Raw genomic sequence first — 18,511 nt, 5'->3', positions numbered from 1 at the left:
TCTACAAATTGATGTATGTGCAAGAGGTGTAAAAAAATTATAACGGGATATATGATAATGAGTATATGTAACAGATTAAAGTGCATTAAAAAGAGAGCATAAAAACGCTCTTTGCTAGTCAATTATATTATTTGTTTGTTCAGTCTCATCAAATGGTTTATGCACGTACTGAAACCCGTATCCCGCTTCTACAAGGACTTCGTCAACCTTTTCTAAAAACTCTTTGCCCCATTTAGTGCAACGATATTTACCGTAGATTTTAATAACAAAATTATACCCTTTTACTTCGGAATATCTTTCGTAAACTTCTTCACTTTCTATAAAGCCTAAATACAAATTAATCTTTTCTTCTAGTAAATCAATGTGTTTTTCTTCATCTTTCCAGTCTTCTTCGTCAACAATAATAAGATACGCTACTTTTTTATCTTCATCATACCCCATAAAGTCGACTGTATCTAAATCTCGTAAACTCATGCATACACCTACCTTTACTTGTTGTTTGGGGTCCTGTGATTAAATTGTAATCCATAACCTGCGCCGTGTAATTGATCTCTTACTAAATCGTAAAATTGTGTACCATATTCATTGAGTTCATGTTTAGCAATTACTCTTACTACAAATTTGTTTTTTTTTAGTTAATTCGGGAACGGTGTCATATATTTCACCATTCTCAATAAACGTTAAATAAGTATTAATTTTGTCTTGTAAAAGTAGGGCGTGTTCTTCTTCATCTTCCCAATCTAATGCGTCAAAAATAGTTAGATATACAATATCTTCATTGTTGTTATCCATTGAAACTAAATCGATTTTATCTGTATCATGTAAAGCCACGTAAACAGCCCCCTATTCTTTTCTTATTACTTTGCCCTTTGTTGGTGGTATTACTTCTAAATAATCAAACGGCGGTTTGTTTCTACTCTTAATTATTGCACCGTGCTTTTCAATTTCAGGGAATGCAAGTTTTTGATTCTTTGTTAATGGTGCGGTTAAAGATGATTTCAACTCCGTTAGATGAACTTCACTTGTTTCTAAATTCTTAGAAGCTATATCTACGCGGGTACGAACACCAGAAGGAGTTTGTAATGTTACCTGTTTAGTGTAGACCTTTTCTGTACTGCCTTCATTTTTGAAAGTCTGTAACATTTCTCTTTCAAAGTCATCCCCTACTTTTTTATTAATCTCAATTTGTTTTTGTCTTTTAGCTTTTAATAATGCTTTTGCTTCTTTTACCTTATCGATATTTTTTACGGCATCAGCTACCTTTTTGGCGCCTTTAACTACTTTTATTCCTTTTCCTAGCGGAGTAAGACCCGCAAAAACCATGACACCAGCACCAGTGCGTTCCCACCACGAAAGTTTTCGGGATCAACACCTTCTATAACACGTCGTACATCGTATTCTCCCGATAACTCGCCCGCTAGGTCTCTAGTAACTTTCTCTAAACTTTCACCATCTTTTTTCGAAGAAGATGCACCAGGTGATGTGTTGTTATTTTCTGAAGAAGGGGTATTAGCTATAATCTCACTTTCAACTAGATTGCCGTCGTACTCAGCATCTGCCGTGCGGAATTTTTCCGCAACTCTTTCTAATTCGTCAGCTGTTTTATCGAATTCCGTTAAAACTGTGGACATTTTCGGTTTAGCTTCGTTAAACATTTGATAGAAATGTTGGCTAGTTGCTCCTGCCCAGTTTGCGGCAATATGTTATGTTTGATTGTATAAACCATTATGTATTTGTTCTAAGGTGTACCGTACGTTCTTTACCGTCTTGGCTACTTGCTCTAGACGTTCAGGTGTTACTTTTATTTGTACCATACCATCCCTGCTTCTCCTATAATATTTTCACAAGAAAATGATACCATATCTATACATTAGCCAGTGTATGTTAAACAAGCGATGAAAGAATCGCTTATATATTGTAGGTAATAGGTGGGCCGGGAGTTCGGATCTCTCCTGGGACGCTAAAAATTGATGTTTTGGTGTAAGAGATGGGGGTAGGAATGAAATAGCATAATTAATACGAGTGAAAGATTATCACAAGAAGTGATTACTTATAAGTTTCGCGTCTAGTTTGGGTTATAATTGTAGCTCATTCTTAATATCTGTAACCTTTCCTTCGATATTAAGCAGTTGTATATGTAATTCTTTTTCTTAAATAAAAGGAGCGCCGTTTATGCGCCCTGTTCCTCATAGTATTTAATTTAAAGAATCAATAGGCTTATGAGGGATCTTAAATCCATATCTGTATTATCCTAATTGTTCACTTAGAATGTTATAAAACTTTTTACCATTCTAGTACGATTGAGCAGCGGTTATCGGAACTTATCCCCGGCAGTGTGTTACAATTAATAGAAGCGGAAAACGAGAATCTCCAATTGACTGGACCTGTGATTGGTTAGATGGTTTAAGAAGGTCGTATAAAAAAGGGAGATGGCGCAAAGATGGCGAGATCAAATGAGAATGAGTTAACGGAGAAATTGGCAGAAGGTCACCGGAAATATGGTGATGGCAATTTTACAGTACAGAACATCGGTGATGAAACTAACCCGAATTGGACTGTCGTAAAAAATGTGAGGAAGGGATCAGCAGGCATTCGCGAAGGAGAAGATATATTAAGACTGCGATCAAAATATATAAAATAGTACGGAAATGGGCGGAGTGCGAGTTCAAATCTCTCCTGGGACGTTAAGAAACCCTTGTTATCTTTTGATAACAAGGGTTTCTTATTTAGTTATTAATAAACTTCTCAAACACAAAACCATAATCTTTCACATTATATTGTTTCTTCGTATCAACGAGCCAGTTAAAGGCGATTTCGTTCATTTCTTTAAATTGTTCTGCTAAGTTTACTTGTGCGTTTGAAATACGGCTGAAAGCGTTAGAGGCCATATCTAGACTTTTATGTGCATACTGCAATGTAATATCGTTGTCGTATGAGATTTCTTCTATTTTAAGTAAAGCCTTATATAAATCTTTTAATTCTTCAATATGTTTTTTATGAACATCAATTGAATAATGCTCATCGCCCATTTGGAACTTAATTTCTACATCTAAATCAATCGTTCCGGCAGTTTCAAGTGCTACGTTTTTAATTTGATATTTACTATAGCTAAAGCGGCGTAGTGTGCGTTTTTTACTTGTCGCGCTTGTGCCATCTAGGTGAATTAATCCTTTGTTTGTGAAACAATATTCATCTGATTTTGATTTAATTAGAAAATAAATTTTCTCCCCGTCTTCATGCATCACATAATCATCAGCATCAACTTTATCGTAATCTTTCGGTGTGATGACAGATCCTACATCACTTAGTCCTAATACATCTGCAGCCATTTTTTTAAACATATATAATCCCCCTTTTAAATTCTTAATTGTATAAAAATATATTAACACGATTTTAATAAAGTGTTTTCTTATAATTAAAAACATTTGAAGGTAAGTTGAGAAAAGTAACGAATGTTATTTAAAAATATGTAAAAAGGTGCTGAGAAAAAAGCTGATTTTGCAAGTGATTATAGAGAAATTCCATGAAGTCCCCTCAAGTGATATAAGTTATTTTTTATCCCTTTTTTGAAATCTTACAATTCTGTAAGGTAACTGTAAGGAAGTTCGATGGTAACAAATTGCTAATCCCCTATAATGAAGGTAACAACGATAAAACGAGGAGGAAGAAATGATGAAAGGATTAATCGTAACGGGTTTAACAGTTGCATTTGGATTTGTAGCGTATGAGAAATTAACGTATGTAGTTGATGTTGTAAAACATTTAATCGCTTAGTAAAAAACTGCCATGAGAGGGAAAGGGAATGAGTGAATGAATGGAATGGTTATTTGGAATTATAGGTACTTGTAGTGTAGTGTTATTGTTCTTTGTCCCAAGTGGTATACTTAGTTCGACAACGAGTTTGTTCTTCTTAAGTTTGTTTGCTTGTACGATGCTTATTATTATGTTTTTAATGAAGCGAAGTAAACCGATCTTCTATTTTAGCATGATTGTTATGGCAATTATTGTTCTCCAAATTATTACCCTTGTTATATACCCCACTATTATAAAAGCTTTCCATTAATGATAAATCCTCTGCTTTCATTGCTGAGGGTTTTTTATTTGCATATTTTAATTTTGAGTAGGGATTTGTTTATATTGAAATGTAAAAATTAAATATTTTCATATTTAAAACAAAGGGTTTTGGGATGTTGTGTTCTCATTACTCATTTGATATATTTACTTTAAAGATAATTAAAATCTAGAAAAAGAGGCGGACGTATGGATAAAAAAGAAAATACGGTCGTATTGTTTCCGCAGCTATCAGAGCGATATATTGATGAAGGTTTTTTAGCGCTGAAAGAGCGGAAATTCGAAGATGCATTGCGCTGCTTTGAAATATTACGTCAGTATAATGCAGAAACGGAACAAACGGAACTCGCTTCGGTTATTTGTTTGTTAGAGTTAAAGCATATGGAAGAAGCGAAAGACAAATGTGAACAGTTACTTGAAACGGGAGCTGTATTATTTGGTGATATTCTGGAAACATATGTGACGATTTTAGTTCAAACGAATGATTATGAAGGTGTCATTGAAACCGTTGAAAAAGTGTTGCAAACGAAAGATGTAATGCCTGAGCAAAAGGAAAAATTAGCACAGCTCGCTTTATTTGCAGAAGGTATGTTAAATGAAGTAGATACGTCACTAGTCGATTCGAATTTTGAATTAGATGAGTTTACTAATGAAATGTTTGGAGAAAACTTTGGACAAAAGCTAAGAGCGATTCAGCAACTTTCGTTAAAAGACTTGGATCTTGCATTACCTGTTTTAAAGAAATTTTTAATAGACGAAAAACAGCACCCTTATTTGAAAACTTCTATTTTGTATAAAATGATAGAAAATCAAATAGAAGAAGAGATAGAGGTAGAAAAGTTTGGGAATACGATCAAGGTAATTCCAGCATTTACAGGTCATAATGAGGAGCAATCCGATAACATTATACATACATTATCAAGTCGATTAGAGCAAAATTATCCCGATATATTTGAAGCGATGGTTACATATTGGAAAGAATTGCAAATTAGCGTTTTCCCATTCGCTCTATTAATGGATAAAGTGGAGATTTGGGCTGCTGTTTTAGAGAGAATTGGAAGAAAGCGTTTCGGATTGACTATTGATGAAGAAGAGCTTATGACAGCGTATAATATTGAATTAGAAGAGTTTCATATTGCCTATCAATGGTTATTACGTGTTGAAAGAGAAGGATATTTGCCCGTATAATTATGAAAAAGAATCGTTCGGTTCTTGAAACGAGCATATTCTATGTTATAATGTAAGGGTTGCAAAAGGCAGAAATCTGCCTGTTTGTAAGAGAAGAGAAGTGTAATTCTCTTACTTAATATGTTTCATATTATTCTCGAACAAAATATACCGTAGTTGTCTTTTAGGCAATTAGTAGATTGGAACATTATATCTGAAAGCTTTTGCTAGAGGATTATTTGTACTTTTGTTATTTCAAAAAAGAGATAATGAAGATCTTAATCTATAGAGGTATGTGCATACATTATTATAGTTGGAGGGAAAGAATAAATGGCTGCAAAATGGGAAAAATTAGAAGGTAACGTAGGCGTTTTAACAATCGAAGTTGATGCTAAAGAAGTAAACAACTCTATCGACGCTGCGTTCAAAAAAGTAGTAAAAACAATCAACGTACCAGGTTTCCGTAAAGGGAAAATGCCTCGTCCGTTATTCGAACAACGCTTTGGTATCGAATCTTTATACCAAGATGCTTTAGATATCATCTTACCAAAAGCATACGGTGAAGCGATCGATGAAGCTGGTATCTTCCCAGTCGCTCATCCTGAAATCGACATCGAGAAGTTCGAAAAAAATGCTAACCTTATCTTCACTGCAAAAGTTACAGTGAAACCTGAAGTTAAATTAGGTGATTACAAAGGTTTAGCAGTAGAAAAAGTTGAAACAACTGTAACTGACGAAGATGTAGAGAACGAATTAAAATCTTTACAAGAGCGTCAAGCTGAACTAGTTGTTAAAGAAGAAGGAACTGTTGAAAACGGTGATACAGCTGTAATCGACTTCGAAGGTTTCGTTGATGGCGAAGCATTTGAAGGCGGAAAAGGCGAAAACTACTCTCTAGCAATCGGTTCTGGCACTTTCATCCCAGGTTTCGAAGAGCAAGTAATTGGTCTTAAATCTGGTGATTCTAAAGACGTTGAAGTATCATTCCCAGAAGAGTACCACGCTGCTGAATTAGCTGGCAAACCAGCAACATTCAAAGTAACAATTCACGAAATCAAAACAAAAGAACTTCCTGAGTTAAACGACGAGTTCGCTAAAGAAGCAGACGAAGCGGTTGCAACTCTTGATGAATTAAAAGCAAAACTTCGTACAAACTTAGAAGAAGGCAAAAAGCACGAAGCTGAGCACAAAGTACGTGACGAAGTAGTAGAATTAGCTGCTGCTAACGCTGAAATCGACATTCCAGAAGCTATGATCGACACTGAGTTAGATCGTATGGTTCGTGAATTCGAGCAACGTTTAAGCCAACAAGGTATGAACCTTGAGCTTTACTACCAATTCACAGGTACTGACGCTGACAAGTTAAAAGAGCAAATGAAAGAAGACGCTCAAAAACGCGTACGAATCAACCTTGTTCTTGAAGCTATCATTGAAGCTGAAAACATCGAAGTTACTGAAGAAGAAGTAACTGCAGAAGTTGAAAAAATGGCTGAAATGTACGGTATGCCAGTAGACGCTATCAAGCAAGCTCTTGGAAGCGTAGACGCTTTAGCTGAAGATCTTAAAGTGCGTAAAGCTGTAGATTTCTTAGTAGAAAACGCTGCATAATAAAATAACAAGGCGCGATTTTAATCGTGCCTTGTTTTATAAATATAGAAATATATTTATAAAACTTTTCGATGAAGAAGGAAAACTTCCTTAATGAGTCGAATATACATATTTCAAAAGTTTTAAAAATTTTTTATTTGTACATAACTAGTCATATTATTTGTATTTCTCGCCACGTAGTGACATAATATGTATTTACATACGATACATTTATCGTGTACATACGAAGGCAAGAGGTTAGCACTTTGTAAGGGGTGTGAAAATATGTTTAAATTTAATGATGAAAAAGGGCAATTAAAATGTTCTTTCTGTGGTAAAACACAAACACAAGTTCGAAAGTTAGTTGCAGGTCCAGGTGTTTACATTTGTGACGAGTGTATCGAACTTTGTACTGAAATTGTACAAGAGGAGCTTGCAAAAGACGAAGAAGTAGAATTCAAAGATGTACCGAAACCGGTAGAAATTCGTGAAATCTTAGATGAGTATGTCATCGGACAAGATAACGCGAAAAAAGCACTAGCGGTAGCGGTATATAACCATTACAAACGCATTAATTCTAACAGCAAAATTGATGATGTAGAATTAGCGAAGAGTAATATCGCACTTATCGGGCCAACAGGTAGTGGTAAAACATTACTGGCACAAACGTTAGCGCGTATTTTAAATGTTCCATTTGCAATCGCGGACGCAACATCTTTAACTGAAGCTGGATATGTTGGGGAAGATGTAGAAAACATCTTACTAAAATTAATCCAAGCAGCTGATTATGATGTAGAGAAAGCGGAAAAAGGAATCATTTATATTGATGAGATTGATAAAGTGGCACGTAAGTCCGAAAATCCATCAATTACACGTGATGTATCTGGTGAAGGTGTGCAGCAGGCACTTCTGAAAATTTTAGAAGGTACTGTAGCAAGCGTTCCACCTCAAGGTGGTCGTAAGCATCCGCACCAAGAGTTTATTCAAATTGATACAACGAATATCTTATTCATCTGTGGTGGAGCGTTTGATGGCATCGAGCCAATTATTAAACGTCGTCTTGGTGAAAAAGTAATTGGATTTGGTTCTGAGAAGAAAAATGCTGATGTAAATGAGAAGCATGTTTTATCTCACGTATTACCAGAGGACCTTTTAAGATTTGGTTTAATTCCAGAGTTTATCGGTCGTCTTCCAGTTATTGCGAACCTAGAGCCGCTTGATGAAGATGCTCTTGTTGATATTTTAACGAAACCGAAAAATGCACTTGTTAAGCAATTCCAAAAACTATTGGAGCTTGACGATGTTGAGTTAGAGTTTGAAGAAGGCGCACTAATTGAAATTGCGAAAAAAGCAATTGAACGTAAAACAGGTGCTCGTGGACTTCGTTCTATTATTGAAGGCTTAATGCTTGAGGTAATGTTCGAACTTCCATCTCGTAAAGATATCGAGAAGTGTGTTCTTACAAAAGAAACAGTAGCGGATAATGCAGCGCCAAAATTGGTGTTACAAGACGGTACTGTACTTGATACAAAAACATCTGCATAATGCGAAGGAGAAACAGCAATTTTTATAATTGCTGTTTTTCTTTATGTTTAGCTATGTTCCTCCGCGGAAATACTAAGAGATAAAACATTGCGGGAGGAAATAAATGATGAGCTGGACAAATATATTTTTACTTGTTCAACTTGTTTTTGGTGTAATTGTCGGATTGTATTTTTGGCATTTACTTCGAAATCAGCGAACACAAAAAGTTTCAATCGATCGAGAATCGAAAAAAGAATTAGAACAGCTTCGTAAAATGCGCGAGATTTCTTTAACAGAGCCGCTTGCGGAAAAGGTGCGTCCTACATCCTTTTTAGATATTGTAGGGCAAGAGGACGGGATTAAGTCGTTAAAAGCGGCTCTTTGTGGCCCGAACCCGCAACATGTAATTATATATGGTCCACCAGGTGTCGGAAAGACAGCGGCAGCACGTCTCGTATTAGAAGAAGCGAAGCGAAATCCAAAATCTCCATTTCGCACAAATGCAACATTTATTGAACTGGATGCGACGACAGCAAGGTTTGATGAACGTGGTATTGCAGACCCTTTAATCGGTTCGGTGCATGATCCAATTTATCAAGGTGCTGGTGCGATGGGGCAAGCAGGTATTCCACAACCGAAAAAAGGTGCGGTAACAGATGCACACGGTGGTATTTTGTTTATTGATGAGATTGGTGAATTACATCCGATTCAAATGAACAAAATGTTAAAGGTGTTAGAAGATCGAAAAGTGTTTTTGGAAAGTGCATACTACAGTGAAGAGAATACGATGATTCCAACGTATATACATGACATTTTTCAGAAAGGTTTACCAGCTGATTTTCGCTTAGTTGGAGCGACGACACGTTCACCAGAGGAGATTCCTCCTGCTATTCGGTCGCGCTGTTTAGAAGTGTTCTTCCGTGAGTTAGATACAGAAGAAATTCAAAAAGTAGCGAAGAATGCAGCTGACAAAGTGGAAATGCAAATCGGTGAAAATGGTATTGAAATGATTGGGATGTATGCGAGAAATGGACGAGAAGCGATTAATCTTGTACAAATTTCTGCTGGTATGGCAATAAATGAAGAACGCCCATTCATTAAAGATGAAGATATAGAGTGGGTTGTTCACTCTAGTCAGCTTACGCCGAAGTATGAAAAACGTATTTATCCTATTCCGAGAATTGGTCTTGTAAATGGACTTGCTGTATACGGACCGAATACAGGTGCGTTATTAGAAATTGAAGTAACAGCAATCAAGGCGAAAGATAAAGGATCGGTAAATGTTACCGGAATTGTTGAAGAGGAAAGTATTGGTAGTCAAACGAAATCAATTCGCCGTAAAAGTATGGCAAAAGGTTCTGTAGATAATGTATTAACAGTACTTCGTTCTCTAGATGTGTTGCCAGAAGGGTACGATATACATATTAATTTTCCGGGTGGTATTCCAATTGATGGGCCTTCGGCAGGTATTGCTATGGCAACAGGTGTATATTCAGCAGTGCATCGTACGTATGTGAATAATGAAGTAGCGATGACTGGTGAGATAAGTATACACGGGGAAGTGAAACCTATCGGTGGTGTGTACGCAAAAATAAAAGCCGCGAAAAAAGCAGGTGCTAAGAAAGTCATCATTCCTGCTGAAAACATGCAACCGTTTTTATACACAATAAAAGGAATTGAAATCATTCCTGTTCGTAAGTTAAAAGAAGTATTTGAGCTAACATTTATGCAAGAAAATATGCATCGAGAGCTTGATATACATACTGCTGTGGACGAGACAGATGCACAATCAATGTAAGAATGAACGATAATAAAATTTGCCAGACTTCGTTTAAGTTTGTATGCTTAAGCGGAGTCTTTTTTTCCTTTTTATAAGGGAGAAAAAACGTGGGATTTACAATTGCGGAAAATCTCTGCAATTGCATCTAGATGTATTGTAATATAAAATAGTTGAACAGGAGTTTAATTTATTATGGAGGTGCTATGTCTAGTATGAATACGAATGAAAGAATCGTACCCCTCCTACCATTAAGAGGCGTTCTCGTATATCCAACGATGGTTCTGCATCTTGATGTAGGACGTGATAAATCGATACAAGCACTAGAGCAGGCGGCAATGGATGAAAATATCATCTTTTTAGCGATGCAAAAAGAAATGAATATCGATGATCCGAAAGAAGATGACATATATAGTGTAGGTACAGTGGCGAAAGTGAAGCAAATGTTAAAATTGCCGAACGGTACGCTTCGTGTCCTTGTAGAAGGTTTACATAGAGCAGAAGTAGTAGAGTTTATCGAAGAAGAAAATGTAGTGCAAGTATCTATTAAAACGGTAACGGAAGAAGTGGAAGCTGATTTAGAAGAGAAAGCTCTTATGCGTACATTACTAGAGCATTTCGAACAATATATTAAAGTTTCGAAAAAAGTTTCAAATGAAACATTTGCAACGGTAGCTGATGTAGAAGAGCCAGGAAGATTAGCTGATTTAATTGCTTCTCACTTGCCAATTAAAACGAAGCAGAAACAAGAGATTTTAGAGATTATATCTGTGAAAGAACGATTACATACACTTATTTCAATTATTCAAGATGAACAAGAATTACTTAGTTTAGAAAAGAAAATTGGACAAAAAGTGAAACGTTCAATGGAGCGCACGCAAAAAGAATATTTCTTACGTGAGCAAATGAAGGCGATTCAAACTGAACTTGGCGATAAAGAAGGTAAGGGCGGGGAAGTTGAAGAGCTTCGTGAGAAAATTGAACAGTCGGGAATGCCTGAAGAAACAATGAAGGCTGCACTGAAAGAATTAGATCGTTATGAAAAATTACCAGCAAGTTCTGCGGAGAGCGGTGTCATTCGCAATTATATGGACTGGTTATTAGCACTTCCGTGGACAGAAGCAACAGAAGATATGATTGATCTTGCTCATTCGGAAGAGATTTTAAACAAAGATCATTACGGTCTTGAGAAAGTGAAAGAGCGCGTACTTGAATATTTAGCGGTACAGAAGTTAACGAATTCATTAAAAGGACCTATTCTTTGCTTAGTAGGACCTCCTGGAGTCGGGAAAACTTCTTTAGCGCGTTCAATTGCAACATCATTAAATCGTAATTTTGTCCGTGTATCCCTTGGTGGTGTACGTGATGAATCTGAAATTCGTGGTCACCGCCGTACGTATGTTGGAGCAATGCCAGGACGCATTATTCAAGGTATGAAAAAGGCGAAATCAGTTAATCCAGTCTTCTTATTAGATGAGATTGATAAAATGTCTAACGATTTCCGTGGAGATCCATCAGCAGCATTACTTGAAGTGTTAGACCCAGAACAAAACCATAACTTCAGTGATCATTACATTGAAGAACCATATGATTTATCAAAAGTTATGTTTGTAGCAACTGCAAATACACTTTCAAGTATTCCAGGCCCATTACTTGACCGTATGGAAATTATTTCGATTGCTGGCTATACAGAACTTGAAAAAGTTCACATTGCTCGTGAACATTTATTGCCGAAACAATTAAAAGAGCATGGCTTACGAAAAGGTAATTTACAAGTACGTGATGAAGCGCTTCTTGAAATTATTCGTTATTATACACGTGAGGCTGGTGTTCGTACACTAGAGCGCCAAATTGCAAAAGTTTGTCGTAAAGCAGCAAAAATAATCGTTACAGCAGAACGCAAGCGTATTGTAGTAACAGAGAAAAATGTTGTTGATTTACTTGGTAAGCACATATTCCGTTACGGGCAAGCTGAGAAAACAGACCAAGTTGGTATGGCGACAGGTTTAGCGTATACAGCAGCGGGCGGCGATACACTTGCGATTGAAGTGTCTGTAGCGCCAGGTAAAGGGAAATTAATTTTAACAGGGAAACTTGGGGATGTTATGAAAGAATCCGCACAAGCGGCGTTTAGCTATATTCGTTCTCGTGCAGAAGAGCTTCAGATTGATCCGAATTTCCATGAGAAAAATGATATTCATATTCATGTTCCAGAAGGAGCAGTTCCAAAAGATGGACCATCAGCAGGTATTACGATGGCAACGGCACTTATTTCTGCATTAACAGGTATTCCTGTAAGTAAAGAAGTAGGGATGACAGGTGAAATTACACTTCGTGGTCGTGTATTACCAATTGGTGGTTTAAAAGAAAAAACATTAAGTGCTCACCGCGCAGGCTTAACAAAAATTATTTTGCCAGCAGAAAACGAGAAAGATTTAGATGATATTCCAGAAAGCGTAAAAGAAAACCTTACGTTTGTGCTTGCATCTCATTTAGATGAAGTATTGGAGCACGCATTAGTAGGAGTGAAACAATGAAAGTAACAAAAGCAGATATTGTAATTAGTGCTGTTAAACCAGAACAATATCCAGACAGTGATTTACCAGAAATTGCATTAGCAGGTCGTTCAAATGTCGGGAAGTCTTCCTTTATTAATAAAATTTTAAATCGTAAAAAGTTAGTTCGTATTTCTTCTAAACCAGGGAAAACGCAAACGTTGAACTTTTTCTTAATCAATGAGATGATGCATTTTGTTGACGTTCCAGGTTATGGATATGCGAAAGTATCTAAATCAGAACGCGCAGCATGGGGCAAGATGATTGAAACTTACTTTACAACGCGTGAGCAATTAGACGCAGCTGTATTAGTAGTTGATTTACGTCACAAACCAACAAGCGATGACGTGATGATGTATGATTTCTTAAAGCACTATGAAATCCCAACAATTATTATTGCGACGAAAGCCGATAAAATTCCGAAAGGGAAATGGCAAAAGCATTTAAAAGTTGTAAAAGAAACGCTTGCTGTTGAAATTGGAGATGAAATTGTTCTATTCTCTTCTGAAACAGGACTTGGAAAAGAAGAAGCGTGGAAGGCAATTCATAAAATGACAAAAACAAAAAACGCGTGACGAATGTCGCGCGTTTTTTTATTTACTACATTTTTTATTTTACGTTTAATGTAACCTCGATATTTCCTCTCGTTGCTTTCGAATACGGACATACACCGTGAGCTGCTTCTACAAGTTCTTGTGCTTCGGCATGAGAGACACCGGCAACATGTACATTAAGTACAGCAGATAGGCCGAAACCACCATCAGTATCTTTTCCGATAGAAACGTGAGCAGTTACTTCTGTACTTTCTACTTTCATACGTTTTGTACGAATGACAAGTTGTAATGCGCTATCAAAACAAGCGGCATAACCAGCAGCAAATAGTTGTTCTGGATTTGTTGCCTCTCCGCCTGCACCACCTAATGCTTTCGGCATTTTTACATCAAGATTTAATATGCCATCATCTGAAACTACTTTCCCGTTTCTTCCACCTGTAGCAGTTACTGAAGCAGTATATAATTTATCCATGTTTATTCCCCTTTTCTATCATTAATTGTTTTCATTGTTTCAATTAGTTTATTTAATTGAATTAATAAAGAGCGATATTCTTGTTCTGTAATTCCTAAATTTGTAGCCATCGTTGTCGGTAATGAACAAGCCTTTTCTTTTAAATCTTTACCTTGTTCTGTTAATTCAATACAAACTTTGCGCTCGTCTTCTTTGGAACGAACACGTTTTACAAGGTTTAATGATTCCATTCGTTTTAACATAGGTGTTAACGTACCGGAATCTAAAAATAGACGCTCTCCAATTTCTTTTACTGTTAGTCCATCTTGCTCCCATAGTACGAGTAAAGTAATGTACTGCGGATACGTAATACCCATCTCTTCTAAATATGGTCGATAAAAGCGGGTGACTTCTTTAGAACAGGCGTAAATAGAAAAACAAAGTTGGTTATCTAGATGTAAAGAATCCTCTGTCATACATAACTCCTCTCTAATTAAGTTGTGCACAATTTAATTTTGTAAAATCAATATAACGAAAAATAAATAAAATGTCAAATACATTGTATTGAGAAAGTTTGTGCTACAAATTGGAACAATCATACATATTTTCCTTCATGATGAAAGAAGATAGGAAAGATGATGTTATAATTCATATGGAATAGTTTCCATCACTTGATTATGAGGACTTTTTTTGGTAACGTACAAATAGAGTTATTAATTTATAATCATTATAAAGTAGGAAGTTTTTATTAGTTTTACTGAATCTCCTTTATTACATACGGAGAATAAATAAAAAAATAATCGGTTGTTCACACGATTGTCAGATTCATAAGAGGAAAGTTGTATTATGATAGTAGATAAAGTGATAAAACGGGTGAAGGGGGACATGCTGCGTGCATATTCTTGTTGTTAGTGTAAATTATCGAACAGCCCCTGTAGAATTTCGTGAGAAACTCACATTTCAGGCAGCAGAGCTAGAGCGAGCAATGACTACATTACAAAATCAAAAGAGCGTGTTAGAGAATGTCATTGTATCAACTTGTAATCGCACTGAGATTTATGCTGTTGTCGATCAATTACACACGGGACGGTATTATATTAAGAAATTTTTAGCTGATTGGTTTCAGCTTGAAATAGAAGAAGTCGCACCATATTTAACTATTTTTGAACAAGATGGTGCAATAGATCATTTATTCCGCGTAACGTGCGGTTTAGATTCTATGGTAGTTGGAGAGACGCAAATTTTAGGTCAAATAAAAGATAGCTTTTTAGAGGCGCAACAAGTAAAAGCAACAGGCACAATTTTTAATGAATTGTTTAAGCAAGTGGTTACGTTAGCGAAACGTGCTCACTCAGAAACGACAATTGGTGAAAGTGCGATGTCTGTTAGTTATGCTGCTGTTGAGCTTGGGAAGAAAATAATCGGTGAGTTAACAGATTGTCACGTACTTATTCTTGGTGCTGGTAAAATGGGTGAACTTGCACTGCAAAACTTATATGGAAGCGGTGCTCGTAAAGTAACAGTTATGAACAGGACGCTTTCAAAAGCTGAAGTAATGGCTGAGAAATATATGGGACATGCAAAACCTTTAAGTGAATTACAATGTGCATTATTAGAAGCTGATATTTTAATTAGTTCAACTGGTGCATCGGATTATGTCATTACGAAAGAGATGATGACAAAGGTAGAGAGAATGCGCTCTGGTCGTCCATTATTTATGGTTGATATTGCAGTGCCACGCGATATCGATCCAGCGATTGATGAATTAGAAGGTTCTTTCTTATATGACATTGATGATTTACAAGGAGTAGTGGAAGCGAACCGTGCAGAACGTTTGAAAGAAGCAGAGAAAATTCAATTTATGATTGAAGAGGAAATTGTTTTGTTTAAAACGTGGTTAAGTACACTTGGTGTCGTTCCATTAATATCAGCTCTTCGTGATAAGGCGCTGGCTATTCAAAGTGAAACGATGGAAAGTCTGGAACGAAAAATACCGAATCTTAGTGATCGTGAGAGAAAAGTAATTAGTAAGCATACGAAAAGTATTATTAATCAATTATTAAAAGACCCAATATTAGTAGCGAAAGAAATAGCTGCTGAAGAGGGAGCAGACGAAAAATTAGCGTTATTTGCAAAGATTTTTGATTTAGAAATGGAAGACGTAGAGAGTCGTGCGGAAGAAGTAGAACATAAAAGAGCGTGGACACCATCCGTTCCATCTTTATAATTTGGAAGGATGATCGGATGAGTTTTTTAAATAACAGTATTATTTATCATATTGCAATTATTTTATATGCTTGTAGCATTAGTTTATATTTTATAGATTATTTCCAAAGTAACCGAAAGGCGAATCGATTTGCTTTTTGGTTACTTTCGATTGTATGGGTTCTGCAGTCTATTTTCATGTTACTTCGGGCTACAGATTCAGAAACGAATCCTATATTAACATTATTATCAGGGATTTATTTTTATGTTTGGCTGTTGATTACGATGTCTTTAGTCATTAATCGATTTATGAGGATTGACTTTTTAGTCTTTTTTACAAATGTTGTTGCGTTTGGCGTAAGCGCTTTTTCTATTTTTACACCGCTCGGAAAGATGTCGCCAGTACTTGCAGATCAATTAGTTTCGGAGCTTGTATACGTACATGTCGGTATGGCTATTATTTCTTATGCAACGTTCACTGTATCGTTTATTTTTTCTATTATGTATTTATTGCAATATCGCCTATTAAAAAAGAAAAAATGGAATGCGAGATTAAGAAGGTTAGGAAATTTACCGAAGCTAGAATCGATGTCTTACGGGTTAAATTTATTTTCTGTTCCATTTTTCTTACTAGCTATTTTATTAGGGTGCATATGGGGATATACGAAATTGGACAATTTCCATTGGTATGATACGAAAGTAATCGGGTCTTTTGTCGTTCTATTTGTATATTGTGTGGGTCTTTATCTACGAGCGGCAGATGTGTTGCAAGGGAAGAAAATAGTGCAGTGGAACATCGGAGCATTTCTCGTAATGCTAATTAATATTTTTCTATTAAGCAGTTTATCCAACTTCCACTTTTGGTATTTATAATGAGGAGAGAAAATTATGCGCAAAATTATTGTAGGGTCACGAAAGAGTAAATTAGCATTAACGCAAACAAACTGGTTTATTGATCAGTTAAAAGCGCTAGGTTTACCATATGAATTTGAAGTGAAAGAAATCGTCACAAAAGGTGATGTTATTTTAGATGTTACTCTTTCAAAAGTAGGCGGAAAAGGCTTATTTGTGAAAGAGATTGAACATGCGTTACTTACGAAAGAAATTGATATGGCTGTACATAGTATGAAAGATATGCCGGCTGTACTTCCAGAAGGATTAATGATTGGTTGCACACCAAAGCGTGTTGACCCTCGTGATGCTTTTATCTCAAAAAGCGGAGCCTCGTTTAAAGAGTTAGCAGAAGGTGCCATTTTAGGTACGAGTAGTTTAAGACGTAGTGCACAATTGTTAGCTGCGAGACCAGATTTACAAGTGAAGTGGATTCGCGGAAATATCGATACGCGTTTACGTAAATTACAAGAAGAAGATTACGATGCTATTATTTTAGCGACAGCTGGATTACAAAGAATGGGCTGGGATAATGAAGTTATTACAGAACATTTAGATGAGACGTTATGTGTACCTGCTGTAGGGCAAGGTGCATTAGCGATTGAGTGTCGTGAAGATGATAAGGATTTACTACAGTTGTTAGCGCATATGAATGATGCAGTAACAGAAAGAACAGTGTCGGCAGAACGAGTATTTCTTCATAAACTTGAAGGTGGATGCCAAGTTCCAATCGCTGGATATGCAACTCTTACAGAAAACGATGCAATCGAATTAACAGCTCTTGTCGGTTCTATGGACGGTTCTGTTTTATTGAAAGAGACAGTAATAGGAACTGATCCAGAACAAGTAGGATTAGAGGCTGCGGACCGTTTAATTAAACAAGGCGCAAAAGAACTCATTCTTGCTGCAAATAAGGGGCAACAATAAATATGAACGCTCTCGCTGGCAAAACGGTATTGATTACACGTGCCCAGCATCAAGCAAAGCAAATGAGTGTAGCGGTGAAAGAAAAGAGCGGAATTCCATTGGAAATTCCGCTTTTGCGTATGGAAGGTATGTCTCATAGGCAAATTCAACATATAGCAGGGCAGCTGCATTCATATGACTGGGTTATTTTTACGAGTAAAAATGGGGTAGCTTTTTTTCTAGATTGTTTGAGAAAGAAGCTACCTGTAACGACTAAAATTGCTGCAGTAGGCGTGAAAACAAAGTTAGAATTAGAAAAGCGAGGCTATGAAGTGGACTTTGTTCCAACTTCATTTGTTGCAGAAGTATTTGCAGAAGAGTTTGTAAAAAAATTAAGTGGAAATGAATGCATTTTATTTCCGAAAGGGAATTTAGCAAGAGATGTAATTCCGGTTGCACTTCGCGAAATCGGTGTTTCTCTAGATGAGCTCGTCGTATATGGTACGAAAGAAAATGTAGAGAAAAAGCAGGAGCTTATAGAAGCATTAGAAGTAGGGAAAGTAGACATTATTACATTTACAAGTCCTTCAACTGTTACTAGTTTTGTTCGTTTACTTGAGGGTGCAAACTGGAGAGAATGGACAAAAAAATGTACAATTGCTTGTATAGGGCCTATTACGGAAAAAGAAGCGAGCCTTTATTTTCCGCATATTATTATGCCGAAAGAGTACACTGTAGAAGCATTACTACAATGCATTTGCGAATCTATAAAGTGAAACTTTAATTAGTGGGGTCTTACTGCCCGTAAATAGCGGGATAAAAT

17 protein-coding genes and 1 pseudogene are annotated in these 18,511 nt (G+C 36.4%); 12 read left to right on the top strand and 6 right to left on the bottom strand.

The window, feature by feature from the left end; all coding sequences use genetic code 11:
• Positions 1-114 precede the first annotated feature (114 nt).
• From ACUXEY_RS06705 to ACUXEY_RS06695, 3 genes and pseudogenes are all read right to left on the bottom strand, one after another.
• Complete coding sequence (locus ACUXEY_RS06705) at positions 115-474, bottom strand: DUF6572 domain-containing protein (protein ID WP_461300337.1); 360 nt, start codon at positions 472-474, stop codon at positions 115-117.
• Positions 475-597: 123 nt separating this feature from the next.
• Complete coding sequence (locus ACUXEY_RS06700; protein ID WP_461300336.1) at positions 598-831, bottom strand: DUF6572 domain-containing protein; 234 nt, start codon at positions 829-831, stop codon at positions 598-600.
• A gap of 12 nt (positions 832-843) precedes the next feature.
• A pseudogene (locus tag ACUXEY_RS06695) lies at positions 844-1,814 on the bottom strand (WXG100 family type VII secretion target).
• A 626-nt stretch (positions 1,815-2,440) separates the two neighbouring features.
• Here ACUXEY_RS06695 and ACUXEY_RS06690 point away from each other — a divergent pair.
• Positions 2,441-2,641 (top strand): cytoplasmic protein, encoded by a 201-nt coding sequence (locus ACUXEY_RS06690; RefSeq protein WP_087957084.1) that lies wholly within the window; start codon positions 2,441-2,443, stop codon positions 2,639-2,641.
• 85 nt (positions 2,642-2,726) lie between these two features.
• Here ACUXEY_RS06690 and ACUXEY_RS06685 read toward each other — a convergent pair whose 3' ends face one another.
• Positions 2,727-3,341, bottom strand: coding sequence for a PH domain-containing protein (locus ACUXEY_RS06685; protein WP_000473869.1), 615 nt, complete (start codon positions 3,339-3,341; stop codon positions 2,727-2,729).
• 473 nt (positions 3,342-3,814) lie between these two features.
• Between ACUXEY_RS06685 and ACUXEY_RS06680 the strand changes: the two genes are divergently transcribed.
• The 7 genes from ACUXEY_RS06680 to ysxC all read left to right on the top strand — a co-directional run bounded on the left by ACUXEY_RS06680 (position 3,815) and on the right by ysxC (position 13,256).
• On the top strand, positions 3,815-4,063 hold the full coding sequence (locus tag ACUXEY_RS06680; protein WP_001983650.1) for a hypothetical protein: 249 nt from the start codon (positions 3,815-3,817) through the stop codon (positions 4,061-4,063).
• A 197-nt stretch (positions 4,064-4,260) separates the two neighbouring features.
• Positions 4,261-5,259 carry a hypothetical protein gene (locus ACUXEY_RS06675; protein ID WP_461300335.1) on the top strand — a complete coding sequence of 333 codons (999 nt, stop codon included), beginning with the start codon at positions 4,261-4,263 and terminating at the stop codon, positions 5,257-5,259.
• Between the two features lie 309 nt (positions 5,260-5,568).
• Positions 5,569-6,846, top strand: a complete 1,278-nt coding sequence (gene tig / locus ACUXEY_RS06670; protein ID WP_429600440.1) for a trigger factor — start codon at positions 5,569-5,571, stop codon at positions 6,844-6,846.
• A gap of 264 nt (positions 6,847-7,110) precedes the next feature.
• Complete coding sequence (clpX, locus tag ACUXEY_RS06665; RefSeq protein WP_048531476.1) at positions 7,111-8,370, top strand: ATP-dependent protease ATP-binding subunit ClpX; 1,260 nt, start codon at positions 7,111-7,113, stop codon at positions 8,368-8,370.
• 106 nt (positions 8,371-8,476) lie between these two features.
• Entirely contained in the window at positions 8,477-10,147 is a 1,671-nt protein-coding gene (lonB, locus tag ACUXEY_RS06660; RefSeq protein ID WP_048531883.1) for an ATP-dependent protease LonB, read from the top strand.
• A gap of 185 nt (positions 10,148-10,332) precedes the next feature.
• Positions 10,333-12,663 carry an endopeptidase La gene (gene lon, locus ACUXEY_RS06655; RefSeq protein WP_429600438.1) on the top strand — a complete coding sequence of 777 codons (2,331 nt, stop codon included), beginning with the start codon at positions 10,333-10,335 and terminating at the stop codon, positions 12,661-12,663.
• On the top strand, positions 12,660-13,256 hold the full coding sequence (ysxC, locus tag ACUXEY_RS06650; RefSeq protein WP_048531469.1) for a ribosome biogenesis GTP-binding protein YsxC: 597 nt from the start codon (positions 12,660-12,662) through the stop codon (positions 13,254-13,256). The genes lon and ysxC overlap by 4 nt, the downstream gene beginning before the upstream one ends.
• Positions 13,257-13,290: 34 nt before the next feature.
• Here the strand turns inward: ysxC and ACUXEY_RS06645 are convergent, their stop codons facing one another.
• The gene (locus ACUXEY_RS06645; protein WP_461300334.1) at positions 13,291-13,707 is read right to left on the bottom strand and encodes an organic hydroperoxide resistance protein; all 417 of its coding nucleotides are present in this window, start codon (positions 13,705-13,707) and stop codon (positions 13,291-13,293) included.
• Between the two features lie 2 nt (positions 13,708-13,709).
• Entirely contained in the window at positions 13,710-14,162 is a 453-nt protein-coding gene (locus tag ACUXEY_RS06640; RefSeq protein ID WP_429605845.1) for a MarR family winged helix-turn-helix transcriptional regulator, read from the bottom strand.
• Positions 14,163-14,578: 416 nt separating this feature from the next.
• On the opposite strand from ACUXEY_RS06640, the gene hemA reads away from it, so the two are divergent.
• From hemA to hemD, 4 genes are read left to right on the top strand one after another with little or no spacing between them, the layout of a single operon-like run.
• Positions 14,579-15,913, top strand: a complete 1,335-nt coding sequence (hemA, locus tag ACUXEY_RS06635; protein WP_461300333.1) for a glutamyl-tRNA reductase — start codon at positions 14,579-14,581, stop codon at positions 15,911-15,913.
• 17 nt (positions 15,914-15,930) lie between these two features.
• A complete protein-coding gene (locus tag ACUXEY_RS06630; RefSeq protein ID WP_429600433.1) occupies positions 15,931-16,764 on the top strand; it encodes a cytochrome c biogenesis protein in 834 nt (277 codons plus the stop codon).
• Positions 16,765-16,779: 15 nt separating this feature from the next.
• A complete protein-coding gene (gene hemC, locus ACUXEY_RS06625) occupies positions 16,780-17,709 on the top strand; it encodes a hydroxymethylbilane synthase (RefSeq protein WP_461300332.1) in 930 nt (309 codons plus the stop codon).
• A gap of 2 nt (positions 17,710-17,711) precedes the next feature.
• Positions 17,712-18,464 carry a uroporphyrinogen-III synthase gene (hemD, locus tag ACUXEY_RS06620; RefSeq protein ID WP_429600429.1) on the top strand — a complete coding sequence of 251 codons (753 nt, stop codon included), beginning with the start codon at positions 17,712-17,714 and terminating at the stop codon, positions 18,462-18,464.
• The last annotated feature ends 47 nt before the right edge of the window (positions 18,465-18,511 follow it).

Source organism: Bacillus sp. F9_6S_D1_P_5, assembly GCF_054823925.1.
The sequence above is the reverse complement of the archived record's forward strand: the minus strand, read 5'-3'. Positions and strand labels throughout refer to the sequence as shown.

Bases quoted from the DNA above. Each gene is read 5' to 3' on its own strand.
- ACUXEY_RS06705 (WP_461300337.1), bottom strand. From the start codon at position 474: ATGAGTTTACGAGATTTAGATACAGTCGACTTTATGGGGTATGATGAA.
- ACUXEY_RS06690 (WP_087957084.1), top strand. From the start codon at position 2,441: ATGGCGAGATCAAATGAGAATGAGTTAACGGAGAAATTGGCAGAAGGT.
- ACUXEY_RS06685 (WP_000473869.1), bottom strand. From the start codon at position 3,341: ATGTTTAAAAAAATGGCTGCAGATGTATTAGGACTAAGTGATGTAGGA.
- ACUXEY_RS06680 (WP_001983650.1), top strand. From the start codon at position 3,815: ATGGAATGGTTATTTGGAATTATAGGTACTTGTAGTGTAGTGTTATTG.
- ACUXEY_RS06675 (WP_461300335.1), top strand. From the start codon at position 4,261: ATGGATAAAAAAGAAAATACGGTCGTATTGTTTCCGCAGCTATCAGAG.
- tig (WP_429600440.1), top strand. From the start codon at position 5,569: ATGGCTGCAAAATGGGAAAAATTAGAAGGTAACGTAGGCGTTTTAACA.
- clpX (WP_048531476.1), top strand. From the start codon at position 7,111: ATGTTTAAATTTAATGATGAAAAAGGGCAATTAAAATGTTCTTTCTGT.
- lonB (WP_048531883.1), top strand. From the start codon at position 8,477: ATGAGCTGGACAAATATATTTTTACTTGTTCAACTTGTTTTTGGTGTA.
- lon (WP_429600438.1), top strand. From the start codon at position 10,333: ATGTCTAGTATGAATACGAATGAAAGAATCGTACCCCTCCTACCATTA.
- ysxC (WP_048531469.1), top strand. From the start codon at position 12,660: ATGAAAGTAACAAAAGCAGATATTGTAATTAGTGCTGTTAAACCAGAA.
- ACUXEY_RS06645 (WP_461300334.1), bottom strand. From the start codon at position 13,707: ATGGATAAATTATATACTGCTTCAGTAACTGCTACAGGTGGAAGAAAC.
- ACUXEY_RS06640 (WP_429605845.1), bottom strand. From the start codon at position 14,162: ATGACAGAGGATTCTTTACATCTAGATAACCAACTTTGTTTTTCTATT.
- ACUXEY_RS06630 (WP_429600433.1), top strand. From the start codon at position 15,931: ATGAGTTTTTTAAATAACAGTATTATTTATCATATTGCAATTATTTTA.
- hemC (WP_461300332.1), top strand. From the start codon at position 16,780: ATGCGCAAAATTATTGTAGGGTCACGAAAGAGTAAATTAGCATTAACG.
- hemD (WP_429600429.1), top strand. From the start codon at position 17,712: ATGAACGCTCTCGCTGGCAAAACGGTATTGATTACACGTGCCCAGCAT.